Below are 18,980 nucleotides of genomic sequence, written 5' to 3'. Positions count from 1 at the left end.
TCGAAAAATATAAAAGCGCAGATAGGACACACCGTGAGACGTTGACGAAACGATCGTGAAACCTCAATGTCACAGTTGGGCCTCATCGCAGACGACCTCTTGTCAGCGGCGAAGTCGGCCTCGTAGGGTCCCGGGTACCTCAAGTCATCCGATGACTAAGGTGGGCGCGGTTCGTTGCAACGATCATGGACTGCGAGCGCCGGACGTCGGCCTCTCCCCAGGTGAGTGCTGGGGAGAGGCAGGTTCCCCCGTGTGCTGTCCTTCCGTCAGGCTCTCTGCTCGGCTTCTCCGAGTGGTGCCCCACCGGTTATAAGGACGCCTGCGGGGTTACCGGGAACTCAGTCAAGGAGATCGGCACCATGAAGTATCGCTCCTCCAGAATCGCGGCCGCCGCCGCCGTGGTTGCGTTGGCGGGATGTTCCGCGGCCTGCGACCGCGGTGGTGACTCGTCTGCCGCCGGCAAACCTGCCATCGGCATCGATCTGCCTCGCGCCGACTCCGACTTCTGGAACTCTTACGCACAGTATGTCAAGCAGGACGCGTCTGCCCAGGGACTCAACATCCTGCCGGTAAGCAACTCCCAGAACGATGTCACCAAGCTCGTCGCCAACGCGCAGGTGTTCCAGAACACCGGTGCCAAGGCCGTCGTGATGGCCCCGCAGGACACCGGCGCGATCGCCTCCGTGCTGGGCCAGCTTTCCACCAAGAAGATCCCGGTGGTGAGCGTGGACACCCGCCCGGACAAGGGCAACGTGTACATGGTGGTACGCGCTGACAACAAGGCATACGGCACCAAGGCGTGCGAATTCCTCGGCCAGCAGCTCGGTGGCAAGGGGAAGGTCGCCGAGCTGCAGGGGGCGCTGAGCTCCATCAACGGCCGTGACCGCTCCGAGGCCTTCGCCGCGTGCATGAAACAGAAGTTCCCCGGTATCCAGGTGATCGAGCTGGCCACCGAGTGGAAAGGTGACGTCGCCTCCGCGAAGCTGCAGTCGACCCTGGCCGCCAGCCCGGACCTCGGCGGAATTTACATGCAGGCCGGCGGTGTCTTCCTGCAGCCGACCCTTGCCCTGCTTCAGCAGCGCGGATTGCTCAAGCCCGCAGGCCAGCCCGGCCACGTAGCCATCGTCTCCAACGACGGTATCCCTCAGGAGTTCGACGCGATCCGCAAGGGCGACATCGACGCCACGATCTCCCAGCCCGCCGACCTGTACGCCAAGTATGCGCTGTTCTACGCGCAGGCCGGCGCCGAGGGAAAGACTTTCCAGCCCGGCCCGACCGACCACCAGTCGACCATTATCCGGCTGCCCAACGGCCTGGAGGACCAATTACCCGCCCCGCTGGTGACCAAAGACAATGTCGATGACAAGTCGCTCTGGGGTAACAACGTCAGCAAGTAACCAACCCTCTGAGGTCTCCTGATGCGCCTCCGGCAGGTTCCTTGCTGCCGGGGCCATCGCCCATGAGTCCTGCGGTCGGAAAGGATACTCCGCAATGACACACTCCAGCCCTGTCCTGGGCCCGGTCGCCGAGGCCGACGGGATCGGCAAGCGCTTCGGCGCCACCGTGGCGCTCAGCGACGCCCGCATCTCTATCGCGCCGGGCGAATCACACGCCCTGGTGGGTCGTAACGGGGCGGGTAAATCCACGCTTGTCTCCATTCTGACCGGCCTGCAGCGTCCCGACACCGGCAGCCTGCGCTTCCACGGTGCGCCGGCGCCGGCGCTCGGTGACACCGACGCCTGGCGGTCCCGCGTCGCCTGTGTCTACCAGCGCTCCACCATCATCCCGGCGCTGACCGTCGCCGAGAACCTCTTCCTCGATCGGCAGAGCGGCGGAGCTCTGCGTCCGATCAGCTGGAAGCGGCTGCGCCGCCGCGCCGCCGAATTGCTCGGTGAGTACGGCGTCGACGTCGATCCGGGCATCCGCGCCCAGGACCTGACCGTCGAGCAACGGCAATTCGTCGAGATAGCCCGGGCATTGTCCTTCGGCGCCCGCTTCATCATCCTGGACGAACCCACCGCCAAACTCGACGCTCGCGGCATCGAGCGGCTGTTCGGCAAGCTGCGTTCGTTGCAGCGGCAGGGTGTCGCCTTTCTCTTCATCTCCCATCACCTGCAAGAGGTGTACGACCTCTGTGCCACCGTCACCGTCTACCGCGATGCCCGGCACATCATCACCGCGCCGGTCGGCGAACTGGACCGGCAGGCACTGGTGGAAGCGATGACCGGGGAAAGCGCTGGCAGCACCGGCACCAGCGGGCCGGCGACAGGCCGCAAGACTTCCGGCGGACCCCCGCTGCTGCGCGTCTCGGGCCTGAACCTGGCCGGCGCATACCACGAGGTGTCCCTGGCCGCGCTGGCCGGGGAGGTCGTCGGGCTGGCCGGCGCGGCCGCCAGCGGAAACGTCCGGCTCGGCGAGACCATCGCCGGGCTGCACCGTCCGCAGAGCGGCACCATCACCGTCGCGGGCCGCCCAGCACAGACCGGGCAGGTCCCTGCGGCCCTCGCGGCCGGGGTCGGGTTCGTTCCCGAGGACCGGCACGTCCAAGGCCTCATCCCGCACCGCAGCGTGGCCGAGAACGCCACGTTGACCGTCACCGACCAGCTCGGTCCCCTCGGCACCGTGCTGCCCTCGCGCACCCGGGTCTTCGCCCAGCGGATGATCGACGGCCTCGACATCAAAACACCCAGTCCCGCCACGAAAGTGTCCGCCCTCTCCGGCGGCAACCAGCAGAAGGTCGTCATCGCCCGGGCATTGGCCACCGAGCCACACGTCCTGGTGGCCGTCCGGCCTACCAACGGCGTCGACGTCAAGTCCAAGGAAGCTCTGCTCGGCACCGTCCGTGAGTTCGCCGACACCGGAAAGAGTGCTGTGATCGTGTCCGACGAACTCGACGACCTCCGTGTGTGCGACCGCGTGGTGGCCATGTTCAACGGCCGTGTGATCGCCGAATTCGCCCAGGGCTGGAGCGACGAACAACTGGTGGCGGCCATGGAGGGTATGCCCGGCACGACAGACACGAAGGAACGCAATGTCTCCCACCCCTGAGGTTCGCGTGCAACCGGTCACGCCCACATCCGGCCCATCCGGTCTCCGCCGCCTCGAGTTCGCTCGGTTGCGCGATCTGTCCCTGATACCCGTCCTGCTTGTTCTGGGTGTTATCGGTTTCGTCGTCTCACCCGCGTTCCTCACCGCCGACAACTTGCTGGGTGTCGGTCAGCAGGCCACTGAGCTGAGTCTGCTCGTCCTGGCCGAGGCGCTGATCCTGATCGCCGGCCGGATGGACCTGTCCCTGGAGTCGACCATCGGCGTCGCCCCGGTCATCGCCGTGTGGCTGGTGCTTCCCGATCACGGAGGCAGGTTCAACGGTCTCGGATTGTTCCCCTCCTGGACGGTCATCCCGCTCTGCTTGGCAGTCGGCGCGCTCATCGGAGCCATCAACGGATTCCTGATTCTCAAGCTGCGGTTGAACGGCTTCATCGTCACACTCGGCGCGCTCACCCTGCTGCGCGGGCTTCAAGTCGCGATTTCCCAGGGCCAGTCGATTGTCGACCTGCCGCCCTCCCTCACCTATCTCGGCAGCACCAGCTGGCTGGGTGTACCTGCCGCGATCTGGATCTGCTCGCTGCTGTTCCTGATCGGCGGCAGCGCTCTGGCCTGGCTGCGGCACGGACGGGCTCTCTACGCCATCGGCGGCAACGCCGAGGCCGCCCGGGCCGCCGGTATCCGGGTGGACCGGATTACCTGGATCGTGCTGATCGTCGGCAGCCTCCTCGCCGCGGCCGCCGGAATTCTCTACACCGGCCACTACGGCTCTATTTCCGCCGACCAGGGCAACGGCTGGATCTTTCAGGTGTTCGCCGCCACCGTCATTGGAGGGGTCAGCCTCAACGGCGGCCGCGGCACCCTGTTCGGTGCGCTCACCGGCGTGCTAACCCTGCAGTTGGTGGTCAACGTCATGACCTTCGCGGGCGTGCCGCCGCTGTGGAACCAGTTCCTCAACGGCGCCATCATCATCATTGCTCTGATCATTTCCCGCTTCGCCTCCGGCGAGAAGCAGGAGTAGCGGCCCCGGAAACCTCGCGTCCGAGACCTTTGGGCTGTCTTATTCCGCCCGGCAACTATCTCGGGTTACCGGCGCGGCATCTGCGTCCTGAGGGAACGGGCACGTTGACTCGTAGCGGCGGTGAGCAGCGCTCGATGCACGTCGGGCCAAGCAGTAGGGCACAGGGCTGTAGCGCCGGCCGCGGCACAGCGCGCAGCTTTCGGCGTTGCTGCTCTCCTCCGGTGGAGTGGTGGCGCACGTCACCGGGACTCCGGATCGCGCCGGCAGGCTGAAGCGGCACGCGCGCTCGATCGCACTCGCGCCCAGTCCGGTTCGCCCTCAGAATGTCAACTCCCTAACCGGCTCGCCAAGCGATCATCACTACCGGGCCCGACTCGGCTGCTGCGGTGCTCGTGGTGAGCTGGGCCACCGTGCTGATCGCCGTGGCGCTGGCGCTAGTGTGATCTGACCACGTCGCAGGGCGAGCCCGCCCTGCGACGTGGTCAGATCGCGGAGTGGGTTTACCGCGCGTCGGTGTGTCTTCGCCGGAAGTACCAGACTGTGCCGATCTTTCCGCATCCCATGGCAACACCGGATACGGCCAGCCGGGGAGGGGATTGAGACGGCCGGCCGTATTCCGGCTCCGGCGTTGTGACCGTCCACCGTTTGCAGGCTGACGCTCGAGGCGATCGGATCCGCGGCCTCGATCAGCGTGTCGGACAATCGGAGATGGGCCGCGCTCGTTGCGGATTCGCCATGCAGTGACCTGGTCTATGAGCTTAGCTGCTCGCGGCTGTCGAGTGGAACACCCCGCTCGCGGAAACTGCGGGCGATGAAGCGGAGCGTGTGGCGGAAGGAGGCGACGACGGTGAGGTAATTGGTCGGCGTCCGGAGGCCCGATGACGATGGGGGTGTGAGACGCGTCTTCTCAAAACGGTCGGACGCGGTTGACGGATCAACTAAGGGTGATCGTTTACGATCCTGCCTCGGTGGCGTTGCGTTTTCGGGGAGAGTCTTTCCGGTCGCTCGATCCTCGGCAAAAGAATGATAGTGGCCGGGCGGTCTTCCAGGCCGCCCGGCCACTATCGTCACTGCACGGAGTGGGGACGCAGTTTCCGTTACGTGCCCCTCATTCCGATGAGCTGTCGAGTCAGCCAGCCAAGACAGGTACCCGGCCGGGGCTGCTGTCGCGGTGCTGCGCGGCGACTTGCTGCGGGGTCGCCGCCTGGTCGTAGATGGCCATGTCTGAAATGTCGCCGTTCAGTGTACTGCCGTTCTTCTGCCCTAAGGCCTGCATCGGCAGCGGGATCGATGCATTCACCACGCCCTGTTGTACGCCATCGGCGTACAACGTGGTGCGACCGGGGGTCGCGACCAGCGTGATGTGGACCCAGGTGTTCAGTGGAACCGTGTAGTTGAACGAATAGTCCGCCACGCCGAATCGGGTGATGCCGAACCGGGCCTGGGTTTTCCACTGCTGCAGCTTGATCGCCCCGGTCGGGGCGGAAAGCAGTGTCGCGTCCCGGTTATCCGCGGTGCGCCGGACCCAAGTAGAGAACGTCCATGGTTCGGCAATGTCCACGCCGCCGAATCCCACCCCGTCGCCGCTGCCGGCAAAGCGCAGCGCCGATCCTCGTACCGGGTCGCTGACAAACTTGGGGACGGTCACGATGTAGGTCGAGCCAGGTAGTTTTCCGGCGGTGTCGAGAACGGGTCGCACATTGGGCGCAGGTGCGGCATCGGTCCAGCCTACCGGGTAGGGTCCGGGCTTCATCGGGTAGAAGTGGATGGGCGTGCCGTCGTTCTTGCGAGGCGGCGTGGCGAAGCCGGTATACCCAGGTGGCGTGCCGATCCGGGCGAGCCGGGTGGCGAACGCTGCTGTGCTGTCGGTGGGAACGGTCGCGTTCCACAGCCGATCACCGGTCATGGCACGGGGGACCGCCGCCAGGTCTTCGAGAAATTTATCCTGTGCCCACATGTTGTAGTCGTTCCAGACGTGGATACCGCCGCCCAGAAGTTTACCGTCGGGGGCGGGTTGCCACTGCCGGTAAATCCAGTCCTGGTCGGGATAGGCTTTGTGATAATTGTTGGGCGTCAAGTACAGCTTCCTGTTGGGGCCGGATTGGATGCGGTCGTAAGCGGCCAGCGCCGGTCCGCTGCCGTCGCCTTCCCAGTCCATGACGATCACGTCGGTGTTGACCGTCTGTTTCGGTCGAGACATGTGCTCGAATCCGTTGTAGATAACGGTTCTTTTGCCCGCTTGTGTTAGATGGGCGTCAACGGCGTTGATGTAGTCCGACAGTACGTCGCCAAGAGTCGAGAATCGGTCGGGATTCGCGGCAATGTATTTCTTCAGGGCCGGGCACGCAGCGAGCCCTGGCGGCACCTCGTCCCCGCCAATCTGCACGTATGGGCTGGAGAACCAGGGCAGGAACTCGTTGAGGACCTGCTTGGTCACTGTGAGCGCCCGCGGATTGGTGAGGTTTATGGTGAACCCGGGCTTCACCCACCCGTAGGTGTACTGCTGGCCGCAGGTGTTATCCGCGGTGGCGCCGGAGCCGTCGGCGTTGGGGCCGTCGCCGAAACCGATCTTGAAGTAGTCCGAGGTTGTCTGGGCGTGGCCGGGAAACTCGAAAGCGGGTATGACCTGGACATTGTTTTCGGCGCCCAGTTCGATGAAGTGCTGAATCTGCTCCTTTGTGTAGCTAGATGCAGGATCGGCGAGGCCGGGGAAGGCGGGGCTGTTGAGCCGGAAGCCCTCGGCGTCGGCGATATGCATCATCAGCACGTTCTGCTTGGTCCAGCCCAGTTGCCGGATGACATTGTCGATGTCGCCGGGTTCCCAGAATTTTCGGCCGAGGTCAAGGGTGAACATGCGGATCGGCTTGGCCGGCGCGTCGGTGGTGACACCGCGCGGCAACGTCGCGTGGGCCGGGTCCTGCCGCAGGATCTGCAGCATGGTCCTGCTGCCGTAGAACACTCCCGCACTGGTGTTGGCGGTGATCGTGATCTGGTTACCGACCTCGAGCCGGTAACCTTCGGCGCCCGCTCCGGCAGTGGCCGCCAGGCCCACCACGATATCGCCGGCGCGAGCGGCGCCCTCGGTGATGGGGTAGACACGTCCGGTCACCGTCGTGAGGTCCGCAGCGACAGTGGTCGCGACCTGACGCAGCGTTCGCTGTGACAGCCCCTGGCTCGTCGGTCCGACCGTCGTTTCCTCCGCCGTCACCGAGTCCACGACGATTCGTGATCCCGCAGTCAAAACGGCGGCGCCCTGCCCGCCCGTCCACGACGTCAGGCGCGGCACGACCGGTGGGGCCGCGTTCATCTCCGCCCCCGCTGCCGGGTCCACGACGACGCCTCCCAACAGCAAGATTGCAACTACTGTGAGCATCCGTCTGCGCATGTTCACGCTCCTGTCTTCCGCCGGTCACCGGCGATTGGGGCAACCGTCGTTTCGCGACCGAAGGTTGTCAAGGCAGGTGAAGTGACAGTGGACCTGCTCGATTGGCCGCGCTTTGATCGGCTGAGCGGCCCCCCGTGGCGTGCCGACCAGGCAGTGCTCCGGACAAGACGACTGCTCGATATCGCCGACTGATCCCTCCGGGCCCAGTCGTCAACCCACCCATGTGGGTGAATCCTCGGTGGGCTTAAACATCCGATGTCCGTTCCGCTTGACCTGCATTTATCGAGCCACGTATCGTCTCGCCCCATCAAACATCCAAGGTTTCAAGGTGATGATCAAGGACGATGCGCCGTGGACAGACGACACCTTCTTGCGCTCACGGTCGCTGCAATCGCTGCAGCGGCTTCGTTCACCGCCCCGCCCGCATCTGCGGCGGCGGCCGTGACCTCGACCTTCTACGCTGCCCCGGCCGGCTCCGGCAGCGACTGCACCCCGGCCGCGCCGTGCTCCCTGACCGGTGCACAAGCAGCCACCCGTAACTGGGTCGCAAGCCACCCAGGTGCGGACGTGACAGTCCTCCTGGCCGATGGCACCTTTCGGCCGAGTCGCACCTGGACGTTTACCGCTGCGGACTCCGGAAGTCCTGGCCACCCCGTCGTGTGGACGGCGGCGCCGGGCGCGCACCCGGTGATTGACGGCGCGTCACAGATCACCGGCTGGACCGAGGCGGACGCTGGGGGTGTGTGGTCGGCGCCTGTTCCGGCAGGCAGCGCCACCCGTCAGCTGTGGGTGGACGGACGGAAAGCACCGGTCGCTCAGGCGACCCCGGGTGACCTCGGTTTCACCGGCGCCTGGACCGGTTCCTCCCAAGGCTACGCACTGGCCAGCGACGCCACCGCTGCAGCGTGGTTCGCCACGCTGTCCCCCGCGCAGGTCGCCGGCGTCGAGTTCGACTACCCGGCCGGCAACGGTCCGTGGACCGAATCGCACTGCCGGGTTGCCGGCTATGACGCCTCGACAAAGCTGTTGACCATGACCCAGCCATGCTGGAACAACGTAACCGCGCGTGCTCGGTTTCGCCAGGGAAGTGGCGCCTTGCCGTCCATGCCGATCAACACCAAACCGGCTTCGGTACGCAACGCGCGGGACCTGCTCGGCCCCGGCCAGTGGTTCCTGGACGGGGCGGGAAACACCCTCTATTACCGGCCCCTGCCGGGACAGCAGATGTCGACAGCAGAGGTGGACCTGCCGCGTCTGGAGTCACTTCTGCGCGGCTCGGGTACCTTGGCTGCGCCGTTGCACGACCTGACCTTCAGTGGGCTGCAATTCTCCCACGCCACCTGGAACGCGCCCTCCGGGCCGGCCGGATTTTCCGACGTGCAAAGCAATTTGACCATGACGACGAGCAACAATCAGGGCTTGTGCACGTTCTCTACCCCCGCCGGTTCCTGCCCCTGGGGGGCGCTCACCCAGCCCCTCGCCAACGTCGCCTTCTCAGCCACCCGTGCTATCACACTGAGCGGTAACCGGTTCACCCACCTCGGCGGGGCCGGGCTGAGCCTGATGTACGGCGCGGTGAATACCCTCGTCCAGGGAAACGAGTTCACCGACATCTCATCCACTGCCATGCTGCTGGGCTGCACCCACGACCCGTTGCCCACCGACCCCGCTCAGGCACCTGGTATCAAGCAGTACTGCACACCTGATCCGGCCGCAGTGTCGGCAGACACCGTAGGCGCCAATGAGATTCTCACCGGCACTACCGTCACCGACAACGTCGTGCACGCTGTGGGCACCGACTACTCCTCGGCCTGCGGGATTACCCTCCTGTTCTCCCGTGGCACCACCATCACGCACAATGACCTTTACGACCTGCCCTACACCGGCATCACGGCCGGTGTCATCCAGGGTCACGTCGATCAAGCCGCCACACCCCAGAACTCGACGAATATCAACGCCGGAAACACAATCTCGCAGAACCTCATCCATGATTACCTGACCGTGCGGCACGACGGCGGAGCGATCTACGTCGAAGGGCACCAAGCGACCTACGTCTACCAGGCTGACGGTGTGACAATCGACCCGGCGCGCACCATGGCCAACGGTCTGCAGGCAACCGGCAACGTCGCCTACAACAGCCACGTCACCAACTTCACCTATTATGACGACGCCGGAGCCGAGTGGATCACTTGGCAAGGCAACGTCGCGTTCAGTGCCGGCGAATCCGCCCAGGGTGGCTGCAGCCCCACCGGTCACCTTCGGACCATTGGCAACTACTTCTCCGCACGCTGGGAGTATTATCCGTGCAACCCGCCGGTCGACTCCAGCGCCAATAACAATACGACGATTTCGGCCACCCCGGGTCCCGACACGGTACCTGCCGGGGTGCTGAGCGCAGCCGGGGTCCGCCCGGAATACCGCTACCTGACAGCGGCAGCCGGCTCGCGGATCGCGTACAGTTCGCCCGCGGTCACAGCAACGACCGTCCTGGTGGGCGGCAACGGTTTCTCGGCCGGCACCCCCGTATACGTCAAGGGCGTGAGGGCGACTGGCGTGCAGTACATGTCCGGCGGGTTCCTCACCGTCCCGGTCGCCGCTGGGACAACTGCGACGGATCTGACCATCGGCGTACCCGCCACGATGATCAACCCGGGTGATGGCGTAACCGGGGTCAGCGCAACGACCCCGGTCACCGGAAGCGGCGCTCCGGGCACCGTCGTGACCGTCACCAGTTCTGCCTCCTCTCAACCAGTATGCGTGGCGACGGTGAATGCTGCCGCCTTCTGGACCTGTCCGAAAGCGGTACTTCCCACAGGCGGTCAGACGCTGACCACCGAGCAGAACGGAATCATCAGCTCTCGCCCTGCCCTTATCCAGGTCGGCACCCAGCCACCCGCCGCCTCCCGCATTGACGACACCGACCATGCGATCGGCTACCGCGGGTTCACCTATCAACGCGGCCGCGGGCTAGGCGACCTTGGCGACGACCTGCACTTCGCCACTACCGACGGCTCCACCGCGACCTTCCGGTTCCTCGGCACCGGCGTACGCGTTCGCGGCGAACTGTACAGCGACCAAGGAGATCTCGGGATCAGCATCGATGGCGGACCACAGCAGCGGGTGGACACCCGGTCGACCGACGGCCAGCGGCACAGCAACACTGCACTATTTGGGGTTACCGGCCTCACCCTCGGCGCGCATGACATCACCGTCACAAAGCTGACGGGTACCTACGCGACGCTCGACGGATTCGACATCCTCAACAACGCGACCCGGCTGGACAACAGTGATCCGGCGATCTTATACCGCGGTTTTATCCGCCAGGGCGGCCGCGGTCTCGGGGATTACCAGGATGACTTACATTTCGCCACCGCAGACGGGTCCACATCGGCGCTCAGCTTCACCGGCACCGGCGTGCAGGTGTTCGGGGAGCAGTACATCGATCAGGGCGACCTGGGCATCAGCATCGACGGTGGAGCACGTCAGGTTGTGCATACCGTGCCTGCCGATGGTCGGCGTCACGCAGCGGCGACGGTTTTCGCCGTCACCGGACTCGTCGCGGGCGACCACACCATTACGGTGACCAAGCTGTCCGGTGGCTACGCCACCCTCGACGGGTTCGCCGTTCTGACCGGCTGACTCTGCCCCGACGCTGCCGCAGCCGAACTGCCCGTGCGCCCGGGGTGATCCGCTCGCCTGAATCGGATACAACGAATGTGTTTCTGCGAGGTGATCGATTCTGCACGGATACCAAGGATCGGCGGGACCGCCCGCGTGTACATGTCGCTCAGCGGCAGCCCGCTGGTGGTCCTCCGGCCGCACGAACCAGTGCGTGACTCCGGCGGTCGTCGCGACGCCGCTGGTGCCGCAGTAGCCTTTGGCCGCCAGTTCGGCGAAGCCGCCGGCCTGGCCGCCGCGGTAGGGCGGTCTCGTCGCGACGGCCGCCGCCGGATAGCGAGCACGTCGGCGTTGACCAGGTTTCGCCCAGTTCGGTGACGCCGAGTTGAGCGAGCAGGCGGTGACGCAGGTCGTCGAACGCAGGGATGCGGCGGCTGCGTCCGCCGTCGAAGTCGACGCGGTGTTCGGCGGCGCGCCGGCGGGATCGCATAGCGACCGCGCGGTCGGCCAGGAGGATTGCCTCGTCGACGTCGCGGGTGATCAGCAGGACAGTCGGGTGGTGCGCGTCGACGAGTTGCCGGAGCAGAGCGTGCATCATGGTTCGGGCGAGCGCATCGAGGGCAGAGAACGGCTCGTCGGGCAGCAGGAGCCGAGTGTCGCGCACCAGGGGCGGCAACCTGGTGACCTCGTGGATTCAACTGCCGCCAGTTCTGCTGCTTTGCAACCGTGTGTGGTTGCCCGGGGCGTAGCGGCTCCAGGTGGTCCCTGCCGTTATAGCGGTGTGAGCGGCGTGGTCGTGGGTGTAGCCGAGCATGGTGGCCACGACTGGTGCTGGTGCTTGGCGAACGAGCTGGCGCAGCGAGGCGGTGCGACCGGTGAGCGCTGGGATGCCGTGCTGGCGCAGCCTGATCTCGAGCGTGCTGACAACCATCGGCTGTTCGGCGCGGCGGCCGGGGAAGAGCCAGCGGGCGTCGCGGTTGGTGGCGGTGCTGAGGTTGAGCCGCTGCTCCAGGTGCTGACGCAGGAGGCTCGCGAACGGCTCGGGAATCGGGATGGGCGGGTCGCCGAGGCGGATGCTGAGCTCGCCGTCGGCGTCGAGCACGTCGTCGAGGGTGAGTTTCAGGATGCGGGTGAAGGGCTGGGCGTAAAGCAGCATGAGCAGCGCGGCGACGCGGGTGAGCAGCGGGATTGTGTCATCGGTGAGCAGCGTGCGGATCATGGCAAGGCGTTGGCGCTGGGGCAGTGGCGCCGGGCTGGCCGTGCTGCGGTGCGGGATCGTCACCTTGACCAGCAGTTTGTTGCTCATGGCCCAGCGCAGGAATGCCTGGGTGAGCCGGCGGGCGATGTAGCCCTGGGCGTACCAAGCGTCGACGTCGGCTTGGCGGCAGGTGGCCAGACGCCGGTCGCGCTGATGCAGCCAAGCCAGGAAACCGGCTGCCAGTCGGACCTCTGCGCGGGCTTGCTGAGTCTGTTGCTCAGTGACCGGACCGCGGTCGGCGAACGCGCGTAGCCGCCGCTGGACGTGCCAGGAGGCGAAGCGTTCCACGAGCATGCGGTGCTCGGGCTCTTCGAGCTCCTTCAAGCGCTCGGCCAGCCACCGTCCGAAGAGGACCAAATGACGATCGATCCGTGGCAGAACCCCGTGCTTCATCAGCAAATTCCGCAGATAGGCGACCGATCGCCACGGTGTCATGCCGTCCAGCGTTTCGTGCGTGAGCGGTGTTTCCGGTCTCGCCAGTGTCCGCAGCATCTGCGCGACGTGCGGGCGGGTCAGCCAGCTCACGCCGGCGCGCGGGTTGCGCATGGCCGCCATGCCGTCCCGGAACGGCAGCAACTCCGGGCGGATCTGTCCGGATCCGTCGTCGAGCACCGCGTCCAGGTCTTCGGCCAGTGCGCACGGACCGCAGAGCCCTCGCCGGTATCGGCGTCCTTCGGTGCCGCAGTTGTCGCAGCTCAGTGGGCTGGTGGGGGTCACGACTCGGGGCGCAGGCGTGCTCGCTTAGGCCGGGCGGCGTTGAGATTGACCACCCCGTCGTCGGTGGCGGTCTTGCGGACGGCCGTGGTCTCGGCCTTGGTCGCGATCAGGTCGGCCGGTGTGCAGGCGAAGATGTCGCAAAGCGCGGCCAGCACCGGCAGCGAGAGGCGTTCGGGGGTTCCGGTGGCGAGCCGGTGGACTTGGGAGACCGACAGGGTGATGCCGCGGTCGACGAGCGGTTCGACGAGGTCGCTGATGGTGAACATGCCGTGCGCGGCCATGACCTCGCGTAGCCGCCACTTGTAGCTGACCTGGCGTTTCATCGGTTCCTCCGGGTGGGGTCGAGGGTGAGGGCGGCGTTGAGGGTCTGGTCGATGGCGCGGCGCACTGTGCGGATGCGGAAGTCCGAGGAGACGCAGGTGTAGATCGAGGTCGTGCTCGAATGCTCGTGGCCGACCTGCTGCTGGACGAAGAACGGGTCGTAGCCAGCCTCGATGAGATGGGTGACGTAGGAACGTCGTAGCCCGTGGAAATCGAGACCGGGATCGAGCCCCAGAGCGTCGCGGTAAGTCGCGAACCGGGAGTTGATCTGCTGCAGCCCGATGCGAGGCCCACGCTCGGATGGCCAGAGTGCTCGACTCCCCGGAATCGCAAGCCGGGGCCGGAATTCGGTGATCCACTCGTCGAGAATGTCGGCGGTCCAGGTCCAGACGGTCGCGACGCTGCGCCGTTTCGGCGGCGACCCCTTCTTCGCCTTCCCGTGCCGGACGTCCACCAGACCGCAATCGCCGAACTCCGGCCCATGCGGGTTCGGGCCGATATCGGCGAGGTCGAGCATCCGGGTTTCGTTGCTCCGCAGCCCGTAGCCGTAGGCGGTCTTGAACAGCGTCGCGTCGCGGAACGCCGGCAGCCAGCCCTTGCGGCCGCGGTCACGAGCGACCGTGACCTGCTCGTCGGCGTAGTCGAAGAAATCCTGCAGCTCGTCGATCGTGAACGCACGCTTCTCCGGTTGCGCTTCCGCGTCCTGCACGTGGACGGCCGCGTTCCACTCGTGCACGACCTGCACCGGATAGGTGCCGAACCGCTGCTCACACACCTCCGGCCAGCCGTAGGCCGGGTCGGTCACGTAGTGCCCGAACGACCGCAACGCGTCTTGATAAGACCGCAGCGTCGACTGCGCGCACCGCCGAACCGCCCGCAGGTCACCGAACCACTCGTCCGCCAGCTGGGGCGTCCACTGCCACGGCCACGCCTGGGCGTGCTCGACGAACGCACGCAGGCGTCTCTGCCGCTTGTCGATCGTGGAGAACGCCAGATTCCGAGCGAGCTGCTGGTTCCTCCAGCCGTCCAGCATCGCCTCGAACACCTGCTCCTCCGGGCGGAAAAGCGCGACCCCGTCGGTGAGCTGGAGCCGCGCGGCACCTGGTAACCGATCCTGTCGACCCGCCATCTATCACTCTCCGTCGTTCGCATTAGATGCGAAATATTCGCATCCGGTGCGAACGACGAGGTGTTCACCCTGCTCAATCAGGGGTTGTCCAATAGCCCGGCGGCCTCGACGCCGTCCGGGCCGGTAGGTTCGGCGTCGACACGATCCGCAGCTCAAGTCCGGGTTTCTCACCCACCGGATCACGGGTCTCACAGTGTCGCTAATGCGCATCCGATGCGATATGCGGCGGTTCCCGAATACCCAAGAAAGGGGCCACTGCGGGGACCGTCGGGATACGCGCGGGATGTCGGCGTGGGTGCACGGCGGATCGTGATCCGGGCGTCAAGATTGCCTGGTGATGTGGAACTGGTTTGACCTGGTCAAGATCGGCGTTACCGCCGTTGTCGCGTTTCTGCTCGGGCGTGTGTCCAGACGGTTGGATCGGCGTCAGGATCGCAAGGATGCCGAAGCGAAGCGTGCGCCTGACTTCGAGTTGAAGCCAGTGGGGGGCGTCAGGTTTCGCCTGGTCAACACCGGTGACGCCGATGCCACCGGTGTGACGCTGAACCTGGCCGGCCACCCTGAGGACCTGGCCAGGGATGTGCCCCGCCGAATCGATCTCGCCGAAGGCGAGGGCCACAGCCTGCAGCTCAGATCCTCGTTCTCGACCCGGCTCCCGGATCAGCTCTGGGTGGTGGGCCGCCGGGATACGAGCGGAAGGGGCAATGAGGTGGTGAACGCGCTGGTCAGGTGTTCTTGCGCCAGGGTGCTTCGGGGTCGACGAGGGTGTCGTATAGATCTGTGACGGCCGACCCCGCGGTCGCGCGATTCTCTAGCGGGGGTCGCGCGTTTTAGCTGATCAAGGAGCAGAACTGATCAGCGAGGGTGGTCAGCAGGATGAGCAGTGGCACGATGATCACCGTGCAACCGCCCCTGCTGGCCGGTCGTCGCTCTGCTTTTCGGGTTCGAACTCGTACGCAAATTCACTCATTCAGCCCTTAAAATGCACGTGCATCAGCGCATGCACCACAGCTCTGACGTGGGAAACCAAACGTGAATCACGCTGTTGGGGTGATCGGTCGCACGTACGTGCCGGTGCCGCTTTCCGCCTCGTGGGTACCGGCTGACGCACAGTTCTCCGGACCGTGTGCGCGGGCCCTAGAATCGGCCATGACGCCTGCGACGTGGGCGGCGGTGGACGTCCCCGGGGTGAGCGCCCCGGGGACGTCGTCGTCCCGGTCGCCGACGTCACCTGTGAACGGCCTGCCCGGCCGGAGGATTGCCGTGGAAAGCGTGACCGGCCGGGCAGGCCCCCGACATCGGTCGAGAGGAACGAGAGTGACCCTCCGACCCGGAAAACACGGGGTGCCAGCACGCAACGGCGACCCGCACCTGTCAGACGACCGGCGGCGATTTCGCCCCCGTCACAATCCGCAGCAGGGTAGGGCAGGGCGGGATGAGCGGTTCGGCGAGCGGTGCGGGCTGCTCGGCTTCGCTAGTCAGATGCTGACCAGCGGCACTGCCTGCCTGCGTGTCGTGGCCGTCGCCGACGCGCTCACGACGTTGGCCACCGGCACGATTCTCGTGGCCGGGATCGCCCGGATCGACGTCGGCCCGGTGCACATCACCGTCCGCGACACCGGGCCCGGTCACGAACCGGGCACCGGCCAGCAGGGCGGTCACCGACCGGGCGCCCCCGGCTGGTCGATGGCCCGTCCACCGGGGCTCCGGCGGACGGGCCATCGAGCATGTCCGGGGTCAGCGCCGCAGGCGGCTTCCCGGACGGAGCCGGGCGAGTTCGGGCAGCGCGATCAGCTCCAGCTGGCCGGGCGGAGGCGTGCGCCGGGCCGCACCCTCCAGGCAGCGGCCGCAGGTGATCTCCTCGTCGGTGGCCTGCAGCCGGTCCCGGAAGTCCCAGCCACCGATCGCGGCTCCGCAGGCGGGCAGCCACTGGTCGTTGACCTCGTGGACAGTGCCTGAGGGGGCGCGGCCGCGGGCGCCCGGGTGCGCCGCGGCCCAGACCGCCGGCTCCGCAACGCCGGTGGGGCGGGTGTGGCGGGTGCGGCGCCGGAACACGCCCAGCCCGCCCTCGGTCCGTGCGATCGGGGACAGCTCGGGGAACAAGCTCGGCTCCGGGCCAGCGTCCATGACTTCCACGGTGACAGCACGCCCGGTCAGATCCCAGCGCCATACGGTGAGTGGTTCTCGACTACCCGTTGGGGCCGAAATAGCGCCTGCGGGCCTTGTAATAGGCACGGTCGGCCTCGATGGAGAAATCGACCGCCTTGGCCAGCTCGCTCCGGGCCTCGCCCACAGGTATCTCCATGTCCGTGGGCCCCCTCTTCGCGCGCTGGTCAAGGCGGTCATCACGCACTCGACGCCACTTGTGCGCCGGCCACCACAGCTTGGCACCGTCAGGGTCCGCGCGGACGTACACGCCGCAGCCGTACCACCGGTTGGCGGTCAGGCGCATGGCCCATTCCTCGTGGAATAGCTGCCTGAGCACCTTTCTGACGAGGCGAACCGATGTCCCGGCTGAGTCAGGCTCGTCAGTCAGGCCTCGGGCCGCGTCAATCGCCGCCGTGATGGACTGGGCCGAAGCGGGCAGCTCCAGCGACTCCAGGACAGCCACGACGCTCTGCCTCGAAGGGCGGTGCCGCCGCCGACGCCATCCCGGCATTCTCACGCTTCTGCCCTCCCCGATCCCGAACCGATCCGCCGACGCCCAGTATGTCCCGTTCACCCCTACGGCCACACAGCGATCGATGGGCACCACCCTCACGGATCAACCGCGCCCCGTCTCCAAAAGAAACCCCGACATGATCACCATCGCCCGATGTGGGCACCGAGTCGTGCCGAGTCCACTATGGACGTCGGTTCATAGACGGCCTCTGAGGAAGAAAGTGCTTATGCCGCGCACGATCAGGCCGCGGTGTCGCCGGCGGCGACGTTCGGCGGGCGGTCACCGGAAGCGCGAGCAGCACGCCCTCGTCGCTGACGTCCGGCTGCTGAGCACGCCACTCGCTTTTCGTCACATGGCTGTGTCGTCGCCTTCGCGATCTCATGCTGGCATTCGTTGACCGCCATTCCGGAGATCAGCGCGGTCAGGTCGTAGTGGTCGGGCGTCGTCCGGGGCTCCGTCCGGAACGTGGAAGAAGTTCCCGTTGTCCCCGCTCGGCTGCTCCATGCAGCATCTCACTTTGCGTCAGCGTCGATGACGGACAGGAAGCTCCAGTGTGCCCGGAAGACACGGACGCGACGGGCCGAACCTCGAATGGGTGATGGTCGTGGCGCGGAAGAAAGGACCACACTGGGGTGAGACCTGTAACAGCCGGTGATCATGTCAGTCGTTCATGTGTCACGCGTGGTTCCTGACGTTGCGGGCCCGTCGCTCCCGGTGTCCGCCGGGTGGTTACGAGCGAAGGGAAACTGCGATGTCCCGTTCTGAGTCTGACGCGAAGTCCTGCGAACCCGGCAGTAGTGAGAGTGGTGAGGTCCGCAGACGGCCGGTGGTGCGGTGCCTGGGTGGTGTGGTGGCGGTGGTGTCGTCGGTGGGGTTGGCTGGAGTGGGGCTGGCACCGGCGGCCTACGCCGCTTACGACCACACTTTTACCGCGTCCGGAGCCGGGTCGGTGTCGATCCCGGCGGGTGTCACCACGATCACGGTCACCGCGTGGGGGGCCGGCGCCGCCGGCGGTGCCCCCAGCGGTGATCGCACATACAGTGCCGGGGGCGCGGGCGCGGGCGGCGCGGTGTCCTGCACGGTGCAGCTGGCCGCCCACAGCACCGCTCTGAGCATCCCGTTCTACGTCGGCGCATCAGGCAGGGTCGCAAGAGGCCCGATCGGCGGTTTGGGCGGCGCCGGCGACTCGGCCCTCAACAACGGGCAGAACGGCGGCGCCGGTGGCCTCGTCGGCTCGGGCACCGGAGCTACCGGTGGCGGTGGCGGTGGCGGTGGCGCGGCGACCACGGTCGGGGGGACGCTGCTGTTCATGATCAACGCTCCCGGTGGTGGTGGCGGCGGCGGTGCCGCCGACAGGCGAAATATCCTGGACCCGGACAGCGGTATCGGCGGTGGTGGTGGCCGCGGCGGTGGCGCCGGCGGAGGTGCGGGCACTTCCTCGAGTACGGGTGACGGTGGCGGGGGCGGTGGGGGCCTGGCCGGTACGTGTGTGGCAGTCTCCGGCGGCGGGGCAAGCGTCAGCGCCTCGGGCGCCTCCGGGGGTAACGGCACAGCCGGCAGTGGCACCGTTGACGGCAGAGGCGGTGCGGCGGCTGTGGTGGATGGTCAGAGCGCCGGAGCCGGCGGCGGGGCTTCCACGGATGGCCGAATAGGTGCGGTGCGTATCCGGTACTGACCGGATCCCGATAGCGTGGTGGCGGCCGGTGGGACGGGATTCTGCCGGCCGCCCGGCCGCCCGCCGGGGTTCGCCCGCCCGGCTGTACTCCGGGAGCGCGCGGGGGCGAGCGCAAGAGGACCTCAGGTGTGGGTATCGAGGCCTACCGG

14 protein-coding genes are annotated in these 18,980 nt (G+C 66.6%); 6 read left to right on the top strand and 8 right to left on the bottom strand.

Going from position 1 to position 18,980, the window contains the following annotated elements:
- Positions 1-359 precede the first annotated feature (359 nt).
- From NYF13_RS22590 to NYF13_RS22580, 3 genes are all read left to right on the top strand, one after another.
- Positions 360-1,397: a sugar ABC transporter substrate-binding protein gene (locus NYF13_RS22590; RefSeq protein WP_315659428.1), complete on the top strand. Its 1,038-nt coding sequence runs from the start codon at positions 360-362 to the stop codon at positions 1,395-1,397.
- Between the two features lie 94 nt (positions 1,398-1,491).
- Positions 1,492-3,048 carry a sugar ABC transporter ATP-binding protein gene (locus NYF13_RS22585; RefSeq protein ID WP_315659427.1) on the top strand — a complete coding sequence of 519 codons (1,557 nt, stop codon included), beginning with the start codon at positions 1,492-1,494 and terminating at the stop codon, positions 3,046-3,048.
- A gap of 67 nt (positions 3,049-3,115) precedes the next feature.
- Positions 3,116-4,066 carry an ABC transporter permease gene (locus tag NYF13_RS22580; protein ID WP_315659425.1) on the top strand — a complete coding sequence of 317 codons (951 nt, stop codon included), beginning with the start codon at positions 3,116-3,118 and terminating at the stop codon, positions 4,064-4,066.
- A 1,129-nt stretch (positions 4,067-5,195) separates the two neighbouring features.
- Here the strand turns inward: NYF13_RS22580 and NYF13_RS22575 are convergent.
- Positions 5,196-7,451, bottom strand: coding sequence for a family 20 glycosylhydrolase (locus NYF13_RS22575; protein ID WP_315659424.1), 2,256 nt, complete (start codon positions 7,449-7,451; stop codon positions 5,196-5,198).
- Positions 7,452-7,802: 351 nt separating this feature from the next.
- On the opposite strand from NYF13_RS22575, the gene NYF13_RS22570 reads away from it, so the two are divergent.
- The gene (locus NYF13_RS22570; RefSeq protein ID WP_315659422.1) at positions 7,803-11,090 is read left to right on the top strand and encodes a hypothetical protein; all 3,288 of its coding nucleotides are present in this window, start codon (positions 7,803-7,805) and stop codon (positions 11,088-11,090) included.
- 148 nt (positions 11,091-11,238) lie between these two features.
- Here NYF13_RS22570 and NYF13_RS22565 read toward each other — a convergent pair whose 3' ends face one another.
- From NYF13_RS22565 to NYF13_RS22550, 4 genes are read right to left on the bottom strand one after another with little or no spacing between them, the layout of a single operon-like run.
- The gene (locus tag NYF13_RS22565; RefSeq protein ID WP_315659421.1) at positions 11,239-11,733 is read right to left on the bottom strand and encodes a hypothetical protein; all 495 of its coding nucleotides are present in this window, start codon (positions 11,731-11,733) and stop codon (positions 11,239-11,241) included.
- Between the two features lie 30 nt (positions 11,734-11,763).
- Positions 11,764-13,044 carry a hypothetical protein gene (locus tag NYF13_RS22560; protein WP_315659420.1) on the bottom strand — a complete coding sequence of 427 codons (1,281 nt, stop codon included), beginning with the start codon at positions 13,042-13,044 and terminating at the stop codon, positions 11,764-11,766.
- Positions 13,041-13,367, bottom strand: coding sequence for a helix-turn-helix transcriptional regulator (locus NYF13_RS22555; protein WP_315659419.1), 327 nt, complete (start codon positions 13,365-13,367; stop codon positions 13,041-13,043). Before NYF13_RS22555 ends, NYF13_RS22560 begins: the two co-directional genes overlap by 4 nt.
- A complete protein-coding gene (locus tag NYF13_RS22550) occupies positions 13,364-14,494 on the bottom strand; it encodes a site-specific integrase (RefSeq protein ID WP_315659418.1) in 1,131 nt (376 codons plus the stop codon). Before NYF13_RS22550 ends, NYF13_RS22555 begins: the two co-directional genes overlap by 4 nt.
- 334 nt (positions 14,495-14,828) lie before the next feature.
- On the opposite strand from NYF13_RS22550, the gene NYF13_RS22545 reads away from it, so the two are divergent.
- Complete coding sequence (locus tag NYF13_RS22545) at positions 14,829-15,278, top strand: hypothetical protein (protein ID WP_315659416.1); 450 nt, start codon at positions 14,829-14,831, stop codon at positions 15,276-15,278.
- Positions 15,279-15,868: 590 nt separating this feature from the next.
- On the opposite strand, the gene NYF13_RS22540 is transcribed toward NYF13_RS22545, so the two are convergent.
- The 3 genes from NYF13_RS22540 to NYF13_RS22530 all read right to left on the bottom strand — a co-directional run bounded on the left by NYF13_RS22540 (position 15,869) and on the right by NYF13_RS22530 (position 17,105).
- Positions 15,869-16,156 (bottom strand): hypothetical protein, encoded by a 288-nt coding sequence (locus NYF13_RS22540; RefSeq protein ID WP_315659415.1) that lies wholly within the window; start codon positions 16,154-16,156, stop codon positions 15,869-15,871.
- Between the two features lie 75 nt (positions 16,157-16,231).
- A complete protein-coding gene (locus tag NYF13_RS22535) occupies positions 16,232-16,621 on the bottom strand; it encodes a hypothetical protein (RefSeq protein WP_315659413.1) in 390 nt (129 codons plus the stop codon).
- 61 nt (positions 16,622-16,682) lie between these two features.
- Positions 16,683-17,105 carry a hypothetical protein gene (locus tag NYF13_RS22530; protein ID WP_315659411.1) on the bottom strand — a complete coding sequence of 141 codons (423 nt, stop codon included), beginning with the start codon at positions 17,103-17,105 and terminating at the stop codon, positions 16,683-16,685.
- Positions 17,106-18,006: 901 nt separating this feature from the next.
- On the opposite strand from NYF13_RS22530, the gene NYF13_RS22525 reads away from it, so the two are divergent.
- On the top strand, positions 18,007-18,831 hold the full coding sequence (locus NYF13_RS22525; protein ID WP_315659410.1) for a hypothetical protein: 825 nt from the start codon (positions 18,007-18,009) through the stop codon (positions 18,829-18,831).
- The last annotated feature ends 149 nt before the right edge of the window (positions 18,832-18,980 follow it).

The sequence above is a fragment of the Amycolatopsis sp. PS_44_ISF1 genome (assembly GCF_032335455.1).
In the GTDB taxonomy this organism is placed as follows: Bacteria; Actinomycetota; Actinomycetes; order Mycobacteriales; family Pseudonocardiaceae; genus Amycolatopsis.
The sequence above is the reverse complement of the archived record's forward strand: the minus strand, read 5'-3'. Positions and strand labels throughout refer to the sequence as shown.